Here is a 17,716-nt window from a genome sequence, read left to right on the forward strand (position 1 = left end):
ATTGTTCCGGCTAAGAAATAAAAATGCGAGTAGGCGGGAGCCTGGGCCTTAGGGAAACGTTAGTGCGGCAACGTCATATCGCCGTCGCCGGAGCGATGGGAGATCCGTTTGTATGGTTAAAATATGATTAAAATACAATGGCTTGTGGTGAACGAAACGGGAAAGGCCCGATGTCTGTGATTCGTCGGCGATTCGTTCTCTATTTGGACTTGGGCTAACCGCGAGCCTCCTCCAGGTACGCCATCAAGGTGCCGGAAGGGCGAAGTGGAGCCCAGGTGAACCGCATAGATGGTGCTTTCGCCGGCCGATTGGTTAATTTGCTGCAGGTTTGTGGGAGGCTCGTCTATTCATGGCAGTGCTATTTCGCGATGCTGTTCCGACGAAATACAATATGTAGCCGTGAACGAATACGATACCTGCCTCTATCCGCGATTCGTCACCGATTCGTTCCGGCTTTGATCGATGTGTTAATGGCTGCAGCTATTGCGTGTATTTGCTGATTCGTTATAGCTGCGCTCGTTAAAAGGTTAATCACAATCGCAGATTCGGCCGGAATTCGGGTCTCAACCATTCAGAGTCCGGTATGTCCGCGGCCGGGAAACACTAAATATTGTGGAGAACAGAAACGGAACCGCCTGGAATCTGCGATTCGTCTCCGATTCGTTCCGGCTTTGGCCCGGATGTTAACGCGATCCTTTGATTCACGCGAAACTTCATTATTTACAGACCATTAACCATAATGCGATCGGAAATTTCGCTGGCTGGGCATTCTCCGCTTGACTCCTTTTGCGCTGGAAAAGTTGCGTAAACAAGATTCAGCATTTGGTGTGAATCTTTTCATTGAAATCCATATGTAGTCGTGAACAAATAAGGAACGCAGTGGAGTCAGCGATTCGTCTCCGATTCGTTCTCAAGCTGTTCCGGAATCGCCGGGACTCGCATGGGATGCAGCCGAAATGTAGCTTATGGTTGAGGCGATCAAATATGAAATCGGTTGTTGTCGTATCTGTTTTTTCATTCGGGTCTTGCCTTTGTCACATATGGTCGTCATCTGTTCGTTTCCTCCAGGAGGAACATGCTGATCGGAAGACGGTAGTTTCTCGCCCATGCACGGACCTATGACTCAGACTTCGCAGCCCATGATCCTGAGCGGACGCGGCGTAACCGCGGTGCTCGGACCAACCAATACCGGCAAAACCCATTATGCTATCGAGCGCATGGTGGCACACGGCAGCGGCGTGATCGGCCTGCCGCTGCGGCTGCTTGCCCGCGAGGTCTATACGCGCGTCGTCGAAAAGGTCGGGGCACACAATGTCGCGCTCGTGACCGGCGAGGAAAAAATATCGCCACCCAATGCGCGCTATTCGGTCTGCACCGTCGAGGCCATGCCGCGCGAGACGCGCGCTTCCTTCGTCGCCATTGACGAGGTGCAGCTTGCCGGTGACCTAGAGCGCGGGCATATCTTCACCGACCGTATCCTGCATCTGCGCGGCCGCGATGAAACCCTGCTGCTTGGTGCCGGCACCATGCGGCCGATTCTCGAACAGCTTCTGCCAGGAATTACGGTTCTCGAACGGCCCAGGCTGTCGCATCTCTTCTACGCCGGGCAGAAGAAGATCACGCGCCTGCCGCAGCGCACGGCGATCGTCGCCTTTTCCGCCGACGAGGTCTATGCGATCGCCGAGCTTATCCGCCGCCAGCGCGGTGGCGCGGCCGTCGTTCTCGGGGCGCTCAGTCCACGTACCCGCAATGCGCAGGTGGCCCTCTATCAGGAAGGTGATGTCGAATATCTGGTTGCGACAGATGCGATCGGCATGGGGCTCAACCTCGATGTCGATCATGTCGCCTTCGCCCAGGACCGCAAGTTCGACGGCTATCAGTTCCGCAACCTCAATCCGGCCGAGCTTGGCCAGATCGCAGGTCGTGCCGGCCGTCACCTTAAGGATGGCACTTTCGGGGTGACGGGGCAGGTGGACCCGTTCGATGACGAGCTGGTGCGCCGGATCGAGGGACACGAATTCGATATGGTCAAGGTGCTGCAATGGCGCAGCAAGGATCTGGATTTCGCTTCGATCGCGGCGTTGCGTGCAAGTTTGGAAGACGCGCCTCGCGTGCAGGGCTTGACGCGGGCGCTGCCTGCGGTAGACCAGCAGGCGTTGGAATATCTGTCACGCGATCTGGAGATAGTCGATCTTGCCAGCAACCCGGCTCGGGTTGAGAAATTGTGGGAGGCCTGTGCGCTTCCCGACTATCGGCGCATCACGCCTGCCCAGCACGCCGATCTCATTGCCGCCCTCTTTTCCGATCTCGTGCGCTATGGCACGGTGAAAGAGGATTTTCTGGCCGAACAGGTGCATCGCGCCGATCGGACGGACGGCGAGATCGACACGCTTTCGGCGCGAATCGCGCAGATAAGGACTTGGACCTATGTGTCGAACCGGCCTGGCTGGCTTGCCGATCCGACACACTGGCAAGAAAAGACGCGGGAAATCGAAGATCGATTGTCCGACGCGTTACATGAGAGGTTGACGAAACGCTTTGTTGATCGCAGGACATCTGTGCTCATGAAGCGCCTGAGAGAGAATGCGATGCTGGAAGCTGAAATCAGTGTGAATGGAGATGTCTTCGTTGAGGGACATCATGTGGGACAGTTGACCGGATTCCGGTTCACGCCTATCGCAGGGACCGAAGGGCCTGATGCCAAGGCCGTCCAGACGGCCTCGCAAAAGGCGCTGGCGCTGGAATTCGAGGCACGTGCCGCACGTCTGCATGCGGCCGGCAACGGCGATCTCGCGATCAGTGCCGATGGCCTCGTGCGCTGGCTCGGCGATCCCGTCGCGCGCCTGTCAGGCAGCGATCATGTCATGCGTCCGCGCGTCATCCTGCTCGCCGACGAGCAGCTGACCGGCAATGCGCGCGATCATGTCGCCGCTCGTATTGAACGTTTCGTGAATCACCACATCAGCACCGTCCTGAAGCCGCTGGACGATCTCCAGCGCGCCGAAGATCTGCAGGGCCTTGCCAAGGGACTGGCCTTCCAGCTGGTGGAGAATCTCGGCGTTCTGTTCCGCCGCGACGTTACGGAAGAAGTGAAGTCGCTGGATCAGGACGGGCGTGCCTCGATGCGCCGCTACGGCGTTCGCTTTGGCGCCTACCATATTTTCGTGCCCGCCCTTCTGAAACCCGCTCCGGCCGAGCTCATTACGCTGCTCTGGGCACTGAAGAATGACGGCCTGGACAAGCCCGGCTATGGCGATCTGATTCCGGTTCTAGCTGCCGGCCGTACCTCGGTCGTTACCGATCCTGGATATGAGCGCACATTCTACAAGCTTGCAGGCTTCCGGTTCCTCGGCAAGCGCGCGGTGCGTATCGACATTCTGGAGCGCTTGGCGGACCTCATTCGTCCGCTCCTGCAGTGGAAGCCTGGCCAGGCTTCGCGCCCCGACGGCGCCTATGACGGCCGTCGCTTCACGACGACGACCGCGATGCTCTCCATTCTCGGTGCGACGCTTGAGGACATGGAGGAAATTCTCAAGGGTCTCGGTTATCGCGCCGATTCGGTGAGGGCGGAGGAGGCTGCGGCCTTCCTCGCTCAGCAAGATGCGGCTGCAACGCCCGCCGCACCAGCTGAAGAAGCCGCAGCCGAGAAGGCCGATCATGATGATGCCGACGCTGCGACCGAAGAGCCGGCTAAGGAAACGGAAGCTGTTACCCAGGAAGCAGCTCCGGCTGCGGATGCGTCGGCTGAACCGGTTTCCGTAGCGATTGAGGCCGCCGAGGCTACCGAAGCTGGTGCCGTTGCCGCGGAAGCGGCAGAGACCAAGCCGGTTCTGCTCTGGCGTCTGGGTGGTCGCAATGACCATCAGCAGCGCCAGGGTGGCCGTGGCCATGGCGATCGTCGCGGCCAGCAGGGCGAGGGCCGTGGTCACCAGGGCAATCGCCGCGGCGGCGGCGAGCAAGCCGCTGGTGAAGGCAATCGCGAAGGCGGTCGTGATCGTCGCGACGGACGCGACAATCGTGAAGCTCGTGGCGGCGATAAGGGTCCGCGCGGCAATCGCGAAGGTGGCCGTCCGCAGCATCAGGGCAACCGTGGCGAACGCGGTGATCGTCAGGAGCGCGGCGACCGCAACAATCGCGGCGCATCGCAGCCGCTGCGCTTCGAAGCCAAGCCGCCGCGCAAGGAAAAGCCGATCGATCCGGATTCTCCTTTCGCCAAGCTCGCTGCCCTCAAGGAGCAGATGAAGAAATAGGCCATGACGGACGAGAAACAGCCATTTTCCGGTTCGCGCCAGCGCATCGACAAATGGCTGTTCTTTGCCCGCATGGTGAAATCCCGTTCGCTGGCCCAGCTCTATGTGCAAAACGGCAGTGTCAGGGTGAATGGTGAGCGGATCGCCCAATCGAGCTTCGGCGTCAAGGCAGGCGATCGGATCGAGCTCTCGCTGGAGCGTCGCGATATTGTGTTGATCGTGCGGGCGTCCGGCGAACGCAGGGGGCCATTCGAGGAAGCCAGGCTGCTTTACGAAGATCTGACGCCGCCGCCGGATGAGACAAAACGTCTCACCCCGTTCGAGCAGGCGTTGCGCGCACCGGGCAGCGGCAGACCCACGAAACGAGATCGGCGCGCAATCGACCGCCTCACCGCCGACGACGATTAGAAAACTCTGCCTGTCGCAGGCGGTTTTCAAGATTGTTTGTCCTTGAAATTGGCTGGCAAAGTGGATACCTCACGATCAACCTGCCGGTAACCCGCCGGACGGCGCGTTTGTGCGTGACGCATTCGTGTGCCCGTTCGGCTCCGCGGAGAGGTGCGACGTTCCAGGTTGCGCATCCGCGGGAACTAAAGACATTCCTGGAGTGCTTCATGACATATGTCGTGACCGACAATTGCATCCGCTGCAAATATACCGACTGCGTGGAAGTCTGCCCCGTCGACTGCTTCTACGAAGGCGAGAACTTTCTCGTCATCCATCCCGACGAATGCATCGATTGCGGTGTCTGCGAGCCGGAATGTCCTGCCGAGGCGATCAAGCCCGATACGGAGCCGGGTCTCGACAAGTGGCTGAAGGTCAATGCGGAATACGCCGCCATCTGGCCGAACATCACCGTCAAGCGCGACCCGATGCCGGAAGCCAAGGAAATGGACGGCGAGCAGGGTAAATTCGAGAAATATTTCTCGGCCAACCCCGGCGCGGGCGACTGATCGAAGGTCGTGACAGGCCAGCGATAAAGGTGTAGTCGATATCGCAGAAAGCGAATCATTGCCGTTGGGCCGCTGGTCGGTCAACGTGGCCATTTTGGCGCGCGTGCAGCAAATTATTGATTTCCTCAGATTTTTGTGATAGGTTCCTCATACTGATCCACTGCGGCATTTCGCATGCCCAAAACCATCACGAAAGCAAATCACCAATCCGTACGCGGTTTCCTTGACATATCAACGTATTGTGTTGTCGGGTCCCGGATCGCGATGGATGGGTTTCTGTTTGCATAAGTCTGGCTGGACCAGGATGAAGTGACCCGACGGTACGTCCGTCTCATCCGGGCCTGACTGACCCGGCACCCCGGCCCTAACGGGGCGCGTAACAGGGAGTTTTTGAAAAGAATGACGACCCAGCAGAAAAAACCTTCAGCAGCACGCCACGGCTTCAAGACTGGTGAAGCGATCGTTTATCCGGCCCATGGCGTCGGTACGATCACTGCGATCGAAGAACAAGAAGTCGCAGGCATGAAGCTCGAGCTGTTCGTAATCGACTTCGAGAAAGACAAGATGCGCCTGAAGGTGCCGGTGGCCAAGGCCATGAGCATCGGCATGCGCAAGCTTTCCGAGACGGATTTCGTCGAGCGTGCATTGAAGGTCGTGCAGGGCAAGGCCCGCGTAAAGCGCACCATGTGGTCGCGCCGCGCGCAGGAATACGATGCCAAGATCAATTCCGGCGATCTGATCTCGATTGCGGAGGTTGTTCGCGATCTCTATCGTGCCGAGAACCAGCCGGAGCAATCTTATTCGGAGCGCCAGCTTTACGAAGCTGCTCTTGATCGCATGGCGCGCGAAATCGCGGCCGTCAACAAGATGTCGGAAACCGAAGCCGTTCGCCTTGTCGAGACCAATCTGAACAAGGGCCCGAAGCGCGGCAAGGTCGTCGACGACGACGACTCGCAGGACGAAGCCGCATAAGGCCAAGACGCCACCATTGCTTCAAAAACCCGGCCTTCGTGCCGGGTTTTTTTCTTTGGAACCTTTTCCGTTCTGCCGCGTTTAAGCCTCGTGTTGGCGGTCGGTGTGGGTACTCTCCTGTGGAGAGGGGGTTCCATACAGGCCGTATTGTAGACATTCACGAGGACCGGCCTATGCGTTTTCACTCGAAGCTCCCCGGCGATCTGAAGATGATTCAATCGTCAGACCCGTTCGATGAGATCGAACTAGACTAGTCATCGATAATCCGGCCAGCCGGATATCGGTTTCCAATTCGCAATTTCATTCATTGATTTCCATCCGAACAGCGATGTTCGGAAGCGATGCTTGCTGCCCTTTTCGTCGACCGCGGCATAGAGACGATTTGAGGCCGAACCTAGGAGATGCATATGACGAATATGTCTGCAGATCGGCGCATGATCAAAGTTGCGATGGCTGCTCCCTATCTCGATCGCGACGAAGAACACGATCTCGCTATTCGCTGGAAGGATCACGAGGATCGTGGTGCCCGCAATCAGATCGCAACCGCCCATATGCGCCTCGTCATTTCCATGGCGGGGAAATTTCGTAATTTCGGATTGCCGATGAGCGATCTAGTGCAGGAGGGCTATGTCGGCTTGCTGGAAGCGGCAGCCCGCTTCGAACCGGAACGGGAGGTTCGGTTCTCTACCTATGCAAGCTGGTGGATCCGCGCTTCGATCCAGGACTATATCCTGCGCAATTGGTCGATCGTACGCGGCGGCACGAGTTCCGCCCAGAAGGCACTGTTCTTCAATCTGCGCCGTTTGCGCGCCAAGCTTGCCCGCAGCAATTCCAGCGTCACCGTCCAGTCCATCCACGAGGAAATCGCCGTCACGCTTGGCGTCAGCCTCGCCGACGTGCAGACGATGGATGCGCGCCTTTCCAGTAGCGACACCTCGCTGCAGGCGCCTTCGATTGCCGGCGATTCCGAAAGCGCCGAACGCATTGATTTTCTCATCAGCGACGAACCGCTTCCCGACGAGCAGGTCTCCGACATGATCGATGGCGAACGCCGTCGCATCTGGCTGGCATCGGCTCTGAAGCATCTCAACGAGCGCGAGATGAAGATCATCCGGGCGCGTCGTCTTGTCGAAGATGGCGCAACGCTGGAAGAACTCGGGGCCGATCTCGGTATTTCCAAGGAGCGCGTGCGGCAGATCGAAAGCCGCGCCCTGGACAAGCTCCGCAATGCGCTTGTCGATGCGGACCCGCGCATGGCAAGCTACGCCTGAGGCAGATCTTCTCCCGGCTGGGAGCGATCTATTCCGAGATAATTTTGACCCTATCGCCCGGCGCAATCGTCGCCCCGGTTGGTAGGGCATTGATCAGTTTGAACAGGTCGAGCTTGCGATCGGTGCCCATCATGCGGGCAGCGAGCGTGGTGATGGTGTCGCCAGGCTTGACGGTGACGACACGCACGCGCAGCGGCTTCAGCGAGGCCGCCTCCTCCGGCGTCATATGCCGGAAGCTCGCGCGCAGGACATTTGCGGTCTGATCGAGCTGGGCGATATTTCCTTTCGGCACTGCCGTCAGGAAACGGAAGATTTGCGTGCGATCGCGGATCACCGTGACATCGAAATCCCAGCGATCGGCGGAGGCGCGCGCTGTCGCGGCCGGCATGCCATTAACGGTGATCGACTGAATCGAATTGGGATCGAGGCCCGTGACCCAGCCGCTGGAAATATAGTTCGTCAGATTCTGGTTTTGGGTATCGGCAACGCCATCGAAACGGATGGCGATATCGCCCGGGCCAGTCGCCATGACGGCTTCAACCTTGTTGTCGATGCGGAAGTCGGGCGGCACGTCGAAGCGGATGCCGAGGCCGCCATGCAGGAAGGTCTGGCCGCGCACATAGCCTTCCTCGGGGCTGTCGCCATAGAGCAGCCCATCGATGCCGTTCAGGTAATAATCGCGGCCGATGTCGCCGACCTTGCCTTCCTCGCCGAATTCGCGGGCATGCGCCTTGGCAAGATCGATCCGCTGCGGCGTGCTCGGGTGGCTCGAAAGGAAGTCCAGGCTCTGGTCGACGTCGGAATTGGCCGACATGAAGCGGCTGTAGTCTTCCATCGCGTTCAGGAAGCGAGCGGCGGCATATGGATCATAGCCGGCTTGGCCGAGCGTGCGGATGCCGATCTCGTCGGCCTGCAGCTCCTGCTGGCGCGAGAAGGCGGCAAGGCGCAGCTTGCCGCGGGCAAGCGCCTGCTTGCCGGCCAGATCGCTCGACAGGACTTCCGAAACGACGCGGCTAGCGATGACTTCGGCCTCCTCGCGCTTCTGCCTTTCGATGCCGTGGTTGGCGGTGACGTGCGCCATTTCATGCGCCAGCACGGCAGCGACTTCTGAAGCGTCGTTGGCGAGCGCCAACAGGCCGCGCGTGACATAGAGATAGCCGCCCGGCAGCGCGAAGGCGTTGATCGAGGGAGAGTTGAGAATGGTGATGCGGTAGGACTGCTGCGGATTTTCCGACACGCTGGTCAAGGCGCCGGCGATGCGGGCGACGAGCCGCTCGGTCTTGGCGTCCTTATATTCGCCGCCATAGCTTGCGAGAATGCGCGGATGCTCGCGAGCGCCCATCTGCGCGCGCGGGTCGTTCTTCTGGACTTCGGAGACGATCTGCGGATTGGCGGAGGGAGAAACGCTCGGCTGGTAGGATTGATCCAGCACCGTCTGGCAGCCGTTCAACATCGCCGCGGCCGTAAGTACGGGGACAAAGCGGCGCAAACGGGCTGCGACGGTCGCATCGATCCTTCGTTGTGCTCGCTTGCTCTGCTTCAGGACCTGCATCCTACTCATTTCGCTGTCATGCCGGCTCGGCGCCAAATCCGGTTGATCCTTACCGGGCCGATCATCGTCGTGCGCCGACAAAGGTTACTTCCGCCCCCATCGATCCGCATTTACCCGGACGGTCTCCACCCCTTGCTGTAGCCGATTTTGGCACCGGTTGCATAGCGAGACTCCGTTTAAATGTGGCGGCGTTGTATTTTAGCAAGCATTCCCCAGGACTTTCAGCCGCTTGCCGCGACGAAATTAAGGCAAAACCGGCGGCAAGATGCTGCGACGCAATCAATGTTGCAGAAATGTGGTCAGTGCCGGAATGCCGTCCGTCTTCAGGAAGGTCCCGATGGGAGCGGCGAGCTTGATGGCGCCGCCATCGATGAAGACGGCGTGGTCGGCAAGGCGCCGCACTTCGGCCGGATCATGCGAGACGATCAGCACCGTATTGCCGGTTTCGCGATGCAGGGTTTTCAGGAGTTCGACCATGCCGGAGCGCAGGCCGGGATCGAGGGCGGCGAAGGGTTCGTCGAGCAAAAGGATCGGCTTGTCGCGCACGAGCGCCCGCGCGAAGGCGGCGCGCTGGCGTTCGCCGCCGGAGAGTGTCCCCGGCTTGCGCGTCTCGAAGCCGGGCAAGCCGACGCGCGCCAGGGCTTGCGAAACCCTTTGCCGGTCCTGCGCCGAGAGCCTCAGCGATGGGCTGATGCCGAGACCGATATTGGTGAAGAGGTCGAGATGAGCAAAGAGGTTGTTGTCCTGGAAGACGAGCGACACGGGCCGTTCAGCGGGATGCAGGCCGGTTACGTCCTGTCCGGCAAGCAGAACGCGGCCTCGATCCGGCGGTTCGAAGCCGGCTAGCAAATTGAGGAAGGTCGATTTTCCTGATCCCGACGGGCCGGCGACGGCGATGATCTTGCCCTGTGGCAAATCACAGTCGAAGCGGAAATCATGGGTGCCGAGGCGCAGCTCGACACCGGCCATGGCAATGCCCTGTTCCTTCATGTCGCGGCCGTCAGCCATGTCGTCTGCTTTCGTCATCGCGTGCACCCTGGCCGGCCGTGCCGGCAATGGTCAGGAGAAGACATACCAGGCCAAGGATCAAGGCATATCCATCGGCATCATTGGTGCGGTAGCTGCCGAGCTTGCTATAGACCAGCCAGGGCAAGGTCATCAGGCTGTCCGAGCCGAAGAGGGCAACCGCGCCAAGATCGCCGAGCGACAGCGCCATGGCGAAGGAAAGTGCCGTGAAGAGCGGCTTGCGCAGGCCGGGCCAATCGATGAGGCGAAGGCGGGAAATGCCGTGAAGGCCGAGGCTTGCCGCCAGACGTTCGGTGCGACGGACATGGACCGCATAGGCTGGCTCGATGACACGGATGACGAAGGGCAGCGCCATCAGCGCGTTGATGACGACGATCAGAATGGCCGCAAAGCGGCTCGGGTCGCCCAAGGGCCGGAGTGCCAGAAACCAGCCGGTCGCCAGCACGATGGGTGGGACCAGCAGGATGAGGGAAGAGCTTCCGCTCAGCACGATTGCCAGGCCGCGGAGGCCGAAGGTCTTGCGGCGATCCGCCGATATCACCGTTCGGGCTCGGATGATCGCAAAGGATGTCAGGACGGCCAGGAGCCCGGCGACGAGCGCAATCGCCAGGCTGGTGGCAGCCGCCTGCAGAAAGATCGGCTGGCCGGCGAGCCTGAAGAGGTTCGCCTCAACGCCGGTAACGACGACCGAGGCGAGCGGCAGGCCGAGAAAGAGCGTGGCCGCCGACAACACAGCGGCATCGATCCATCGACGGGCAGGCGCCTGCCCATCGATGCGCCGCGGGGCGCGGCCGCTGGTGAGGCCATGATCGTCAGGGGCACGAAACAATGTCATGGCGCCGAGGATGACGAGAGTGACGACGATTTGCAGAAGCGACAGCATGACGGCGCGGCCGGGATCGAAATCGAAGCGCAGCGCTTGGTAGATCGCCACTTCAAGCGTTGTCGCAGCCGGACCGCCGCCGAGGATCAGGACCAGTGTGAAGCTAGTGGCGCAGAGCATGAAGATCAGCCCGGCGATGCCGGGAATGAGGCCACGCAGGATGGGCCATTCGATGAAGCGGAAGACCGAGGCGGACCGCATGCCGAGTCCGCCGGCCACAAGCCAATATTCCGCAGGAACACGTTCCAGCCCGGCAAGCATCAGCCTGCTGGCGAGCGGCATGTTGAAGAAGACATGCGCAAGCAGGATGCCGGCAAGACCGTAGATGCTGATAGGATGCGACAGGCCGAGAGTTGCGAGGGCCTGATTGAGCAGACCTTGCCGGCCCCATATGCCGAGCAGGCCGAGCGCGCCGATCAGTACGGGCAGGCCCATCGGCACGGCCATCAACCGGATGAGCCAAAGGCGGCCGGGAAAGCGCGGCTGGCGCGCCAATGCGCGCGCGACCGGAATGGCGAGCACAACGGAAAGCAGCGTCGAGAGTACCGCCTGCAGCAGAGTGAAGCGCAGGACGCGCAGCAAGTAGGGATCTGCCAGGGGATTGGTACCGCCGGAGTCGATGCCGGCGGCGAGCAGAATGAGCACGGCGATCCCGACGAAGAGCACGATGCCGGCGAGGCTGACTGCCCCGCCGGAAATGGCGCGTCTTCGCTCTGGTGCCGTGAGTGTCGTCAAGGCATCAGTTGCCGCTGGTGGCGGCCAGCCATTCGTCGATCCAGGCCTTGCGGTTCTTGTCGACATCGGCGGGGCTCATCAGGAAGGTCTTCGAGGGCACCACGAGCTTGTCGAAGGCGTCCGGCAGCGGCTCCGAAGTGGCTGAAACCGGCATCATCCAATTGCTTGTCGGGATGATGTCCTGGAAGCCCGTGGAGATCATGAATTTGAGGAAGTCGCGCGCAAGCTCCTTGTTCGGCGAGGACTTGATGAGGCCGGCGACCTCGATCTGGATGTAATGCCCTTCCGAGAAGTCGGCTGCCTGATAGCGGTCGGTCTTGTCCTCTATCATATGATAGGCAGGCGACGTCGTATAGGAGAGCACCATCGGCGCTTCGCCCTTTGTGAAGAGGTCATAGGCTTCCGACCAGCCGGGGGTGACAGTCAGGATGCGGCCCTTGAGCTTTGTCCAGGCATCGGCGGCCTTGTCGCCGTAGATCGACTTGACCCAGAGCAGCAGACCGAGACCCGGCGTCGAGGTGCGCGGGTCCTCGATGACGATCTTCTGATTGGGATCGCCTTCGACGAGATCCTTCATGCTCTTGGGGGGATTCTTGACCGTCTGGCTGTCATAGATCACGGCGAAATGGCCGTAGTCGTAGGGCACGAAAACATCGTCCTTGAAACCGCCGGGAACCTTGAGGGCCGAGGTGTCGACGCCGCTGGCATCGAAGAGGCCGGTATCCTTCGCTTCATCGATGAGATTGGTATCGAGGCCGAGAACGACATCGGCCTTGGTGCCCGTCCCTTCCAGCTTCAGGCGGGAGAGAAGCGCCACGCCATCGGTGACGGCGACATAATTGACCGTGCAGCCGCAGGTCTTCTCGAAAGCGGCCTTGACCTTGGCGCCCGGCCCCCAGTCGGCGGTGAAGCTTTCATAGGTGTAGATGGTCAGCGTCTTGTCGGCTGCTTCGGCCGTCTGGGCAGCAAAAAACGACGTTCCGGCGGCAAAGGCCAGGCCTGCGAAGAATGACAATAGCGAACGGTGTTGCATGACAGCGCCTCCTTTTTGGTTTCGTCTTGAAGGGGAAAAGGGCGCTATGATTTCGTCACGCGTCTAATCCCTCCGCCGGTGTTAGCCGGATCAGGTTCCGCGGGTTGGCCGGTGAAAGCCTCTCAGCCGAAATGTCCGAAGGACATAAGGCACCCCGTTAGAGCGTCGGCAGATTTAGCCTTGTGACGAAGGGATGACAAGGGAAATGATGCCCTTGCCGATTGCAGCATGGAGGATTTACTCGGCAGCCTCCGCGACCGCCGGGCTTTCGAATTTCTTCGTCGCCCCCGGAAGCTGCACGTTCTTCAGCATCAGCGCGGTCAAAAGGCCGAGAAGGCAGATGCCGGCGGCGGTCACGAACAGCGGGCTGAAGGCGCTCGCATAGGCATTGGCGACCGCCTCGCGGGTTGCTTCCGGCAAAGCCGCCATCATCTTCGGCGTCAGCTGCTCGATATCGGATACGCCTGATATGGAGATACCAACATTGCCGAGTTTGGCGGCGATGATGGCGCCGTAGATGGAGATGGCGATGGAGGCGCCGCCCATGCGCGAGAGCGTGACGGCACCCGTTGCCGCGCCGACGTCACGGGAAGCCGCTGCATTCTGCACGCCGATGACGGGCACCTGCTGCGCAAGGCCGATGCCGATGCCGTGCAGCAGCATCAGGCCGCCGATGATGACGATGGGCGTACCGGCAGGCAGGAAGGCAAGTGAGCCGAACGCGATGGCGCTGCAGGCAGCACTCGCGACGGCGAAGGGCTTGTAGCGCCCTCTCGCGGCAATTAGCCGGCCGGCCGATAGTGAGCCGCAGACGATGCCGCCGGTCAGGAGAATGAACAGCAGCCCGGCCATCGATGGCGAAAGGCCCGTCGTCGTCTGCAGGAAGAGCGCAAAATAGTTGACCATGCCGATGGCCACGGCGCCGCTTGTGATCGAAATGATCAGCAGAAGGCCGAATGTCGGGTTACGGAACAACGTCATCGGCACGATGGGCTCCGGTGCGCGACGCTCGATGAAGACCCAGGCGATAGCGCAGATCACGCCGAAGGCGATGATACCGAGGCACTGCGGCGACAGCAGAGATCCGAAGAGTTCGCTGCCGTCGGCGGCAAGCACGATGCTCGTCGTCGTCAGCGCAAGAACGATTGCGCCGGCATAGTCGATCTTCGGGCGTCGGGCCGGTTTGCGATAGGGAAGCATGGTAGCAAGGCCGGCCAGCACGATAAAGCCGATCGGGACGTTGACGAGGAAGATCGAACGCCAGCCGAAGAGATCGCTCATCGTGCCGCCGAGAACCGGGCCGATGGCGCCGGAAGCCATGAGCACCAGGCTCGAGTAACTCTGGTAGCGAGCGCGTTCCCGCGGCTCGAAAAGATCGGCGTTGACAGCGAAGATCGAGACCATGATGCCGCCGCCGCCGAAGCCTTGAAGGACGCGGGCGGCGATCAGCGTATCCATCGAGACGGCCAGGCCGCAGACGGCGGAGCCGATCGTGAAGATCGCGATCGCCGTCATCATCACATATTTGCGGCCGAAGAGATCGCCGAGCTTGCCGTAGACGGGCATGACGGCGGAGAGCGAAAGAAGATAGGCTGATCCGATCCAGCCGAAGCGCTCCAGATGCCCGAATTCGCCGACGATCGTCGGCAGTGCCGTCGAGACGATCTGGTTATCCAGAGTTGCCATGAACATGGCGGTCATCAGAAACAGGAAAAGAATAAGCCGCCGCTTATGATCCGCCACGAGCGGCGTGAAGCTTGTCTGCATGTCCATGGGGCAGGAAATCCGAACTTGGCCGAAACGTTGCGCGGTCGATCGAATGCGCGGGACGCCCGGTTTTCACAGTTGAGATATATGTGCCATTAGCATATAAATGTCAACAACAGGTGAATGCTGTTTGCATGTTTTATTTCTTTACCGCCTCTGATATGGTGGAAAGATGACATCTGCGACGAATACACGTGAAATTGAAGCCCAGGCTCTGACCGACGACGAGAATCTCCTGCGTATCGGCCATGCGATGACGCGCATGCGCCTACTGACAGGTCGCCGCATGATCGGCAGGCTTGCCATTCAGAGCGTCGCGCCGGGACTCGAGCTGTCTCATCTTGACGTGCTCGATGTTGTGCGGCGGGCGGAAGAGACGGGCGAAGTCACCGTCGGCACGATTGCCGAGATGCTGCGGATCGATCCGTCGCGGGCGAGCCGCATCGTTGCCGACATGGTGACGCGCGGCGTGTTGCGACGCAAGGCGTCGCAGGCGGATGCGCGGCGCATCGTGGTGGTGTTGACCGCGCTCGGGCAGCGATTGCTGTCGGAGATCCAGGCGCAGAAATATTCCGTCATCGGCAGCATCTTCGCCGATTGGACGCCGGAGGAAATCGAGAATTTCTCGCTGCTGTTCGACCGCTACGTCAGCGGCTACGAGCGGGTTTTCCAGGCGCGCATCAAGGAAACGGACGACTGAGCGGTTGTCGCGGTTGTTCTTGAGCATGGCGCTCTTCCCTAGGGATACGACTTTGCGCTATGGGCTTGCCTCATGAGCCAGTCCACCACCTTCACCATCCTGCTTGGCGGCGAGCTTCGCCTGACGGAGCGATTGCGCGATGCGGTTTCCGGCAGCCGTTTCATCGCGGCCGATGGCGGCATGCGCCATGCGCTCGCGCTCGGGGCGGAGCCGGAGCTGTGGGTCGGCGATTTCGATTCCACGCCTGCCGATCTGCAGGGCGCCTTTCCGAATGTTCCAAGGCAACCCTATCCGGCGGCGAAGGCAGCGACTGATGGCGAGATCGCCGTTTCGGAAGCGATCGATCGCGGTGCCACGAGGCTGATCCTTGCCGGTGCCATGGGCGGCGAGCGGTCGGATCACGCGATCCAGCACCTGCTTTACGGCGTGCATCTGGCCGAAAAGGGCTTCGATATCTTCCTGACCTCCGGTGACGAGGAGGCGGTGCCGCTTCCGCCGGGTGAACTCACGCTGGCGCTGCCGGCTGGCTCGCTGTTTTCGGTCCTCGGATTCAGCGACCTGACAGGTCTCTTCATCGAGAATGCCCGTTACCCCTTGCACGATTTTCATTTGCCCTTCGGCGCGTCGCGCACCATTTCCAATGTGGCGGAAGGCGACGTGCGCTTCTCGCTCGGCAGCGGGAGGGCCATCGTTCTTGCCCGCCCTTATGACCTTTCCGGAGTCTGATCTTGGCCCCTCCCATTCTGAAACTCGACGACATCTTCCTGAGCTTTGGCGGTGCGCCATTGCTCGCCGGTGCCGACCTGCAGGTGGAGCCGGGTGACAAGATCTGCCTTGTCGGACGCAATGGTTCCGGCAAGTCGACGCTCCTGAAGATCGCCGCTGGTCTTGTCGAGGCGCAATCGGGCGAAGTCTTCCGTCATCCGTCATCGACCGTGCGCTATCTCGAGCAGGCACCGGATTTTGCCGGTTACAAGACGGTTGCCGCCTATGCCGAAGCCGGCCTCGGGCCTGGTGATGATCCCTATCGCGTCACCTATCTGCTCTCTCATCTTGGTCTGACCGGCGAAGAGGATCCGAAGAATCTTTCCGGCGGGGAAGCACGCCGTGCAGCGCTTGCCCGTGTTCTGGCGCCGGAGCCGGATATCCTGCTGCTCGACGAGCCGACGAACCATCTCGACCTGCCGACCATCGAGTGGCTGGAAGGCGAACTGCAGAAGAGCCGCAGCGCACTCGTGCTGATCTCGCACGACCGTCGCTTCCTTGAAAAAGTGTCGACCGCGACCGTTTGGCTGGACCGCGGCACCTCGCGCCGGCTGGATAAGGGATTTGCCCATTTCGAGGCCTGGCGCGATCAGGTGCTGGAAGCCGAGGAGCTGGAGCAGCACAAGCTCGGCAAACAGATCGAGCGCGAGGAGCACTGGCTGCGCTACGGCGTGACGGCGCGGCGCAAGCGCAACATGCGCCGCCTCGGCGAGCTTCAGGATATGCGTTCGCGCTACCGCGGCCATAGAGGTGCTTTGGGCACCGTACAGGCGGCTGCTTCCGATGCGCAGGAAAGCGGCAAGCTGGTGATCGAGGCGGACAAGATTACCAAGGCTTATAATGAGCGGGTCATCGTCGCGCCCTTTTCGATCCGTGTGCATCGCGGCGATTGCATCGGTCTCGTCGGCCCGAACGGCGCGGGCAAGACGACGCTTCTGAAGATGCTGACGGGTCAGCTGGAGCCTGATAGCGGCACGGTGAAGCTCGGCACCAATCTGGAGATCGCGACGCTCGACCAGAAGCGCGAGGAGCTGAACCCGGAAGATACGCTCGCCAACTATCTGACCGATGGTCGCGGCGAGAACCTGCTCGTCAATGGCGAGCAGCGGCATGTGACCGGCTATATGAAGGAATTCCTCTTCCAGCCCGAACAGGCGCGCACGCCGATCAAGAACCTCTCCGGCGGCGAGCGCGCCCGGCTGATGCTGGCGCGCATCCTGTCGCGGCCCACCAATCTCCTGATCCTCGACGAACCGACGAACGATCTCGATATCGAGACGCTCGACCTGCTGCAGGAAATCGTGTCCGGCTTTGCCGGCACGGTCATCCTCGTCAGCCACGATCGTGATTTCCTCGACCGTACCGTGACCTCGACGATTGCGCCCGCCGATCCCGAAGATCCGGACGGCCGCTGGATCGAATATGCCGGCGGCTATTCCGACATGCTTGCCCAGCGGAAGGGCGCTATCGAGGAACGCAGGCGGGCTGAAAAGGCAGCCGAAAAGCCGAAGTCGGCCGAAGCTTCGGCGTCGGCTTCCGAGGCTTCGAAGGGCAAGGGCAAGCTTTCCTACAAGCAGAAATTCGCGCTCGAAAACCTGCCGAAGGAAATGGCCAAGGCGGAAGCTGAGATTGCTGCTCGCGAGAAGAAAATGGCCGATCCGAACCTCTTTTCCAAGGATCCGGCAACCTTCAACCGCCTTGCTGCGGAGATGGAAAAGCTGCGCGAAAGCCTGACCAGGATGGAAGAAGAATGGCTGGAGCTCGAAATGCTGCGCGAGGAGCTGGAGGGCTAAGGCCCATATCCGCTCA

13 protein-coding genes and 1 riboswitch are annotated in these 17,716 nt (G+C 60.6%); of the genes, 8 read left to right on the forward strand and 5 right to left on the reverse strand.

Features of this window, described 5'->3' with window-relative positions; all coding sequences use genetic code 11:
- Positions 1 to 1,118 precede the first annotated feature (1,118 nt).
- The 5 genes from FBZ97_RS21395 to FBZ97_RS21415 all read left to right on the forward strand — a co-directional run bounded on the left by FBZ97_RS21395 (position 1,119) and on the right by FBZ97_RS21415 (position 7,446).
- Positions 1,119 to 4,250 carry a helicase-related protein gene (locus FBZ97_RS21395; protein ID WP_113352723.1) on the forward strand — a complete coding sequence of 1,044 codons (3,132 nt, stop codon included), beginning with the start codon at positions 1,119 to 1,121 and terminating at the stop codon, positions 4,248 to 4,250.
- A gap of 3 nt (positions 4,251 to 4,253) precedes the next feature.
- On the forward strand, positions 4,254 to 4,658 hold the full coding sequence (locus FBZ97_RS21400; RefSeq protein ID WP_113389779.1) for an RNA-binding S4 domain-containing protein: 405 nt from the start codon (positions 4,254 to 4,256) through the stop codon (positions 4,656 to 4,658).
- 206 nt (positions 4,659 to 4,864) lie between these two features.
- Complete coding sequence (fdxA, locus tag FBZ97_RS21405; RefSeq protein WP_069611537.1) at positions 4,865 to 5,203, forward strand: ferredoxin FdxA; 339 nt, start codon at positions 4,865 to 4,867, stop codon at positions 5,201 to 5,203.
- A gap of 399 nt (positions 5,204 to 5,602) precedes the next feature.
- Positions 5,603 to 6,175, forward strand: coding sequence for a CarD family transcriptional regulator (locus FBZ97_RS21410; protein WP_069611538.1), 573 nt, complete (start codon positions 5,603 to 5,605; stop codon positions 6,173 to 6,175).
- 407 nt (positions 6,176 to 6,582) lie between these two features.
- Positions 6,583 to 7,446, forward strand: a complete 864-nt coding sequence (locus FBZ97_RS21415) for an RNA polymerase factor sigma-32 (protein ID WP_113352721.1) — start codon at positions 6,583 to 6,585, stop codon at positions 7,444 to 7,446.
- Positions 7,447 to 7,474: 28 nt separating this feature from the next.
- Here the strand turns inward: FBZ97_RS21415 and FBZ97_RS21420 are convergent, their stop codons facing one another.
- From FBZ97_RS21420 to FBZ97_RS21440, 5 genes are all read right to left on the reverse strand, one after another.
- Positions 7,475 to 8,899: a M48 family metalloprotease gene (locus tag FBZ97_RS21420; protein ID WP_246661196.1), complete on the reverse strand. Its 1,425-nt coding sequence runs from the start codon at positions 8,897 to 8,899 to the stop codon at positions 7,475 to 7,477.
- Positions 8,900 to 9,277: 378 nt separating this feature from the next.
- Positions 9,278 to 10,006: an ATP-binding cassette domain-containing protein gene (locus FBZ97_RS21425; protein ID WP_113421230.1), complete on the reverse strand. Its 729-nt coding sequence runs from the start codon at positions 10,004 to 10,006 to the stop codon at positions 9,278 to 9,280.
- Positions 9,999 to 11,642, reverse strand: coding sequence for a thiamine/thiamine pyrophosphate ABC transporter permease ThiP (gene thiP / locus FBZ97_RS21430; protein ID WP_246661823.1), 1,644 nt, complete (start codon positions 11,640 to 11,642; stop codon positions 9,999 to 10,001). The genes FBZ97_RS21425 and thiP overlap by 8 nt, the downstream gene beginning before the upstream one ends.
- 4 nt (positions 11,643 to 11,646) lie before the next feature.
- Positions 11,647 to 12,675, reverse strand: a complete 1,029-nt coding sequence (thiB, locus tag FBZ97_RS21435) for a thiamine ABC transporter substrate binding subunit (RefSeq protein WP_113421228.1) — start codon at positions 12,673 to 12,675, stop codon at positions 11,647 to 11,649.
- Between the two features lie 50 nt (positions 12,676 to 12,725).
- Positions 12,726 to 12,842, reverse strand: a riboswitch (TPP riboswitch).
- Between the two features lie 70 nt (positions 12,843 to 12,912).
- Positions 12,913 to 14,448, reverse strand: coding sequence for an MDR family MFS transporter (locus FBZ97_RS21440; protein WP_113389785.1), 1,536 nt, complete (start codon positions 14,446 to 14,448; stop codon positions 12,913 to 12,915).
- A gap of 166 nt (positions 14,449 to 14,614) precedes the next feature.
- Here FBZ97_RS21440 and FBZ97_RS21445 point away from each other — a divergent pair, with 166 nt between their 5' ends.
- From FBZ97_RS21445 to FBZ97_RS21455, 3 genes are all read left to right on the forward strand, one after another.
- Positions 14,615 to 15,142 carry a MarR family winged helix-turn-helix transcriptional regulator gene (locus tag FBZ97_RS21445; RefSeq protein ID WP_113331467.1) on the forward strand — a complete coding sequence of 176 codons (528 nt, stop codon included), beginning with the start codon at positions 14,615 to 14,617 and terminating at the stop codon, positions 15,140 to 15,142.
- A gap of 72 nt (positions 15,143 to 15,214) precedes the next feature.
- A complete protein-coding gene (locus FBZ97_RS21450) occupies positions 15,215 to 15,868 on the forward strand; it encodes a thiamine diphosphokinase (RefSeq protein WP_113352716.1) in 654 nt (217 codons plus the stop codon).
- 2 nt (positions 15,869 to 15,870) lie between these two features.
- Positions 15,871 to 17,700, forward strand: a complete 1,830-nt coding sequence (locus FBZ97_RS21455) for an ABC-F family ATP-binding cassette domain-containing protein (protein ID WP_113421226.1) — start codon at positions 15,871 to 15,873, stop codon at positions 17,698 to 17,700.
- Positions 17,701 to 17,716 lie beyond the last annotated feature (16 nt).

Origin of the sequence: Rhizobium sp. ERR 942 (assembly GCF_007828395.1) — a bacterium.
GTDB lineage: Bacteria > Pseudomonadota > Alphaproteobacteria > Rhizobiales > Rhizobiaceae > Rhizobium > Rhizobium dioscoreae.

Excerpts from the sequence above, each read along its gene's own strand:
- FBZ97_RS21410 (WP_069611538.1), top strand. The coding sequence starts at position 5,603 with ATGACGACCCAGCAGAAAAAACCTTCAGCAGCACGCCACGGCTTCAAG.
- fdxA (WP_069611537.1), top strand. The coding sequence starts at position 4,865 with ATGACATATGTCGTGACCGACAATTGCATCCGCTGCAAATATACCGAC.
- FBZ97_RS21425 (WP_113421230.1), bottom strand. The coding sequence starts at position 10,006 with ATGGCTGACGGCCGCGACATGAAGGAACAGGGCATTGCCATGGCCGGT.
- FBZ97_RS21415 (WP_113352721.1), top strand. The coding sequence starts at position 6,583 with ATGACGAATATGTCTGCAGATCGGCGCATGATCAAAGTTGCGATGGCT.
- FBZ97_RS21395 (WP_113352723.1), top strand. The coding sequence starts at position 1,119 with ATGACTCAGACTTCGCAGCCCATGATCCTGAGCGGACGCGGCGTAACC.
- FBZ97_RS21445 (WP_113331467.1), top strand. The coding sequence starts at position 14,615 with ATGACATCTGCGACGAATACACGTGAAATTGAAGCCCAGGCTCTGACC.
- FBZ97_RS21440 (WP_113389785.1), bottom strand. The coding sequence starts at position 14,448 with ATGGACATGCAGACAAGCTTCACGCCGCTCGTGGCGGATCATAAGCGG.
- FBZ97_RS21400 (WP_113389779.1), top strand. The coding sequence starts at position 4,254 with ATGACGGACGAGAAACAGCCATTTTCCGGTTCGCGCCAGCGCATCGAC.
- FBZ97_RS21420 (WP_246661196.1), bottom strand. The coding sequence starts at position 8,899 with ATGTTGAACGGCTGCCAGACGGTGCTGGATCAATCCTACCAGCCGAGC.
- FBZ97_RS21450 (WP_113352716.1), top strand. The coding sequence starts at position 15,215 with ATGAGCCAGTCCACCACCTTCACCATCCTGCTTGGCGGCGAGCTTCGC.
- thiB (WP_113421228.1), bottom strand. The coding sequence starts at position 12,675 with ATGCAACACCGTTCGCTATTGTCATTCTTCGCAGGCCTGGCCTTTGCC.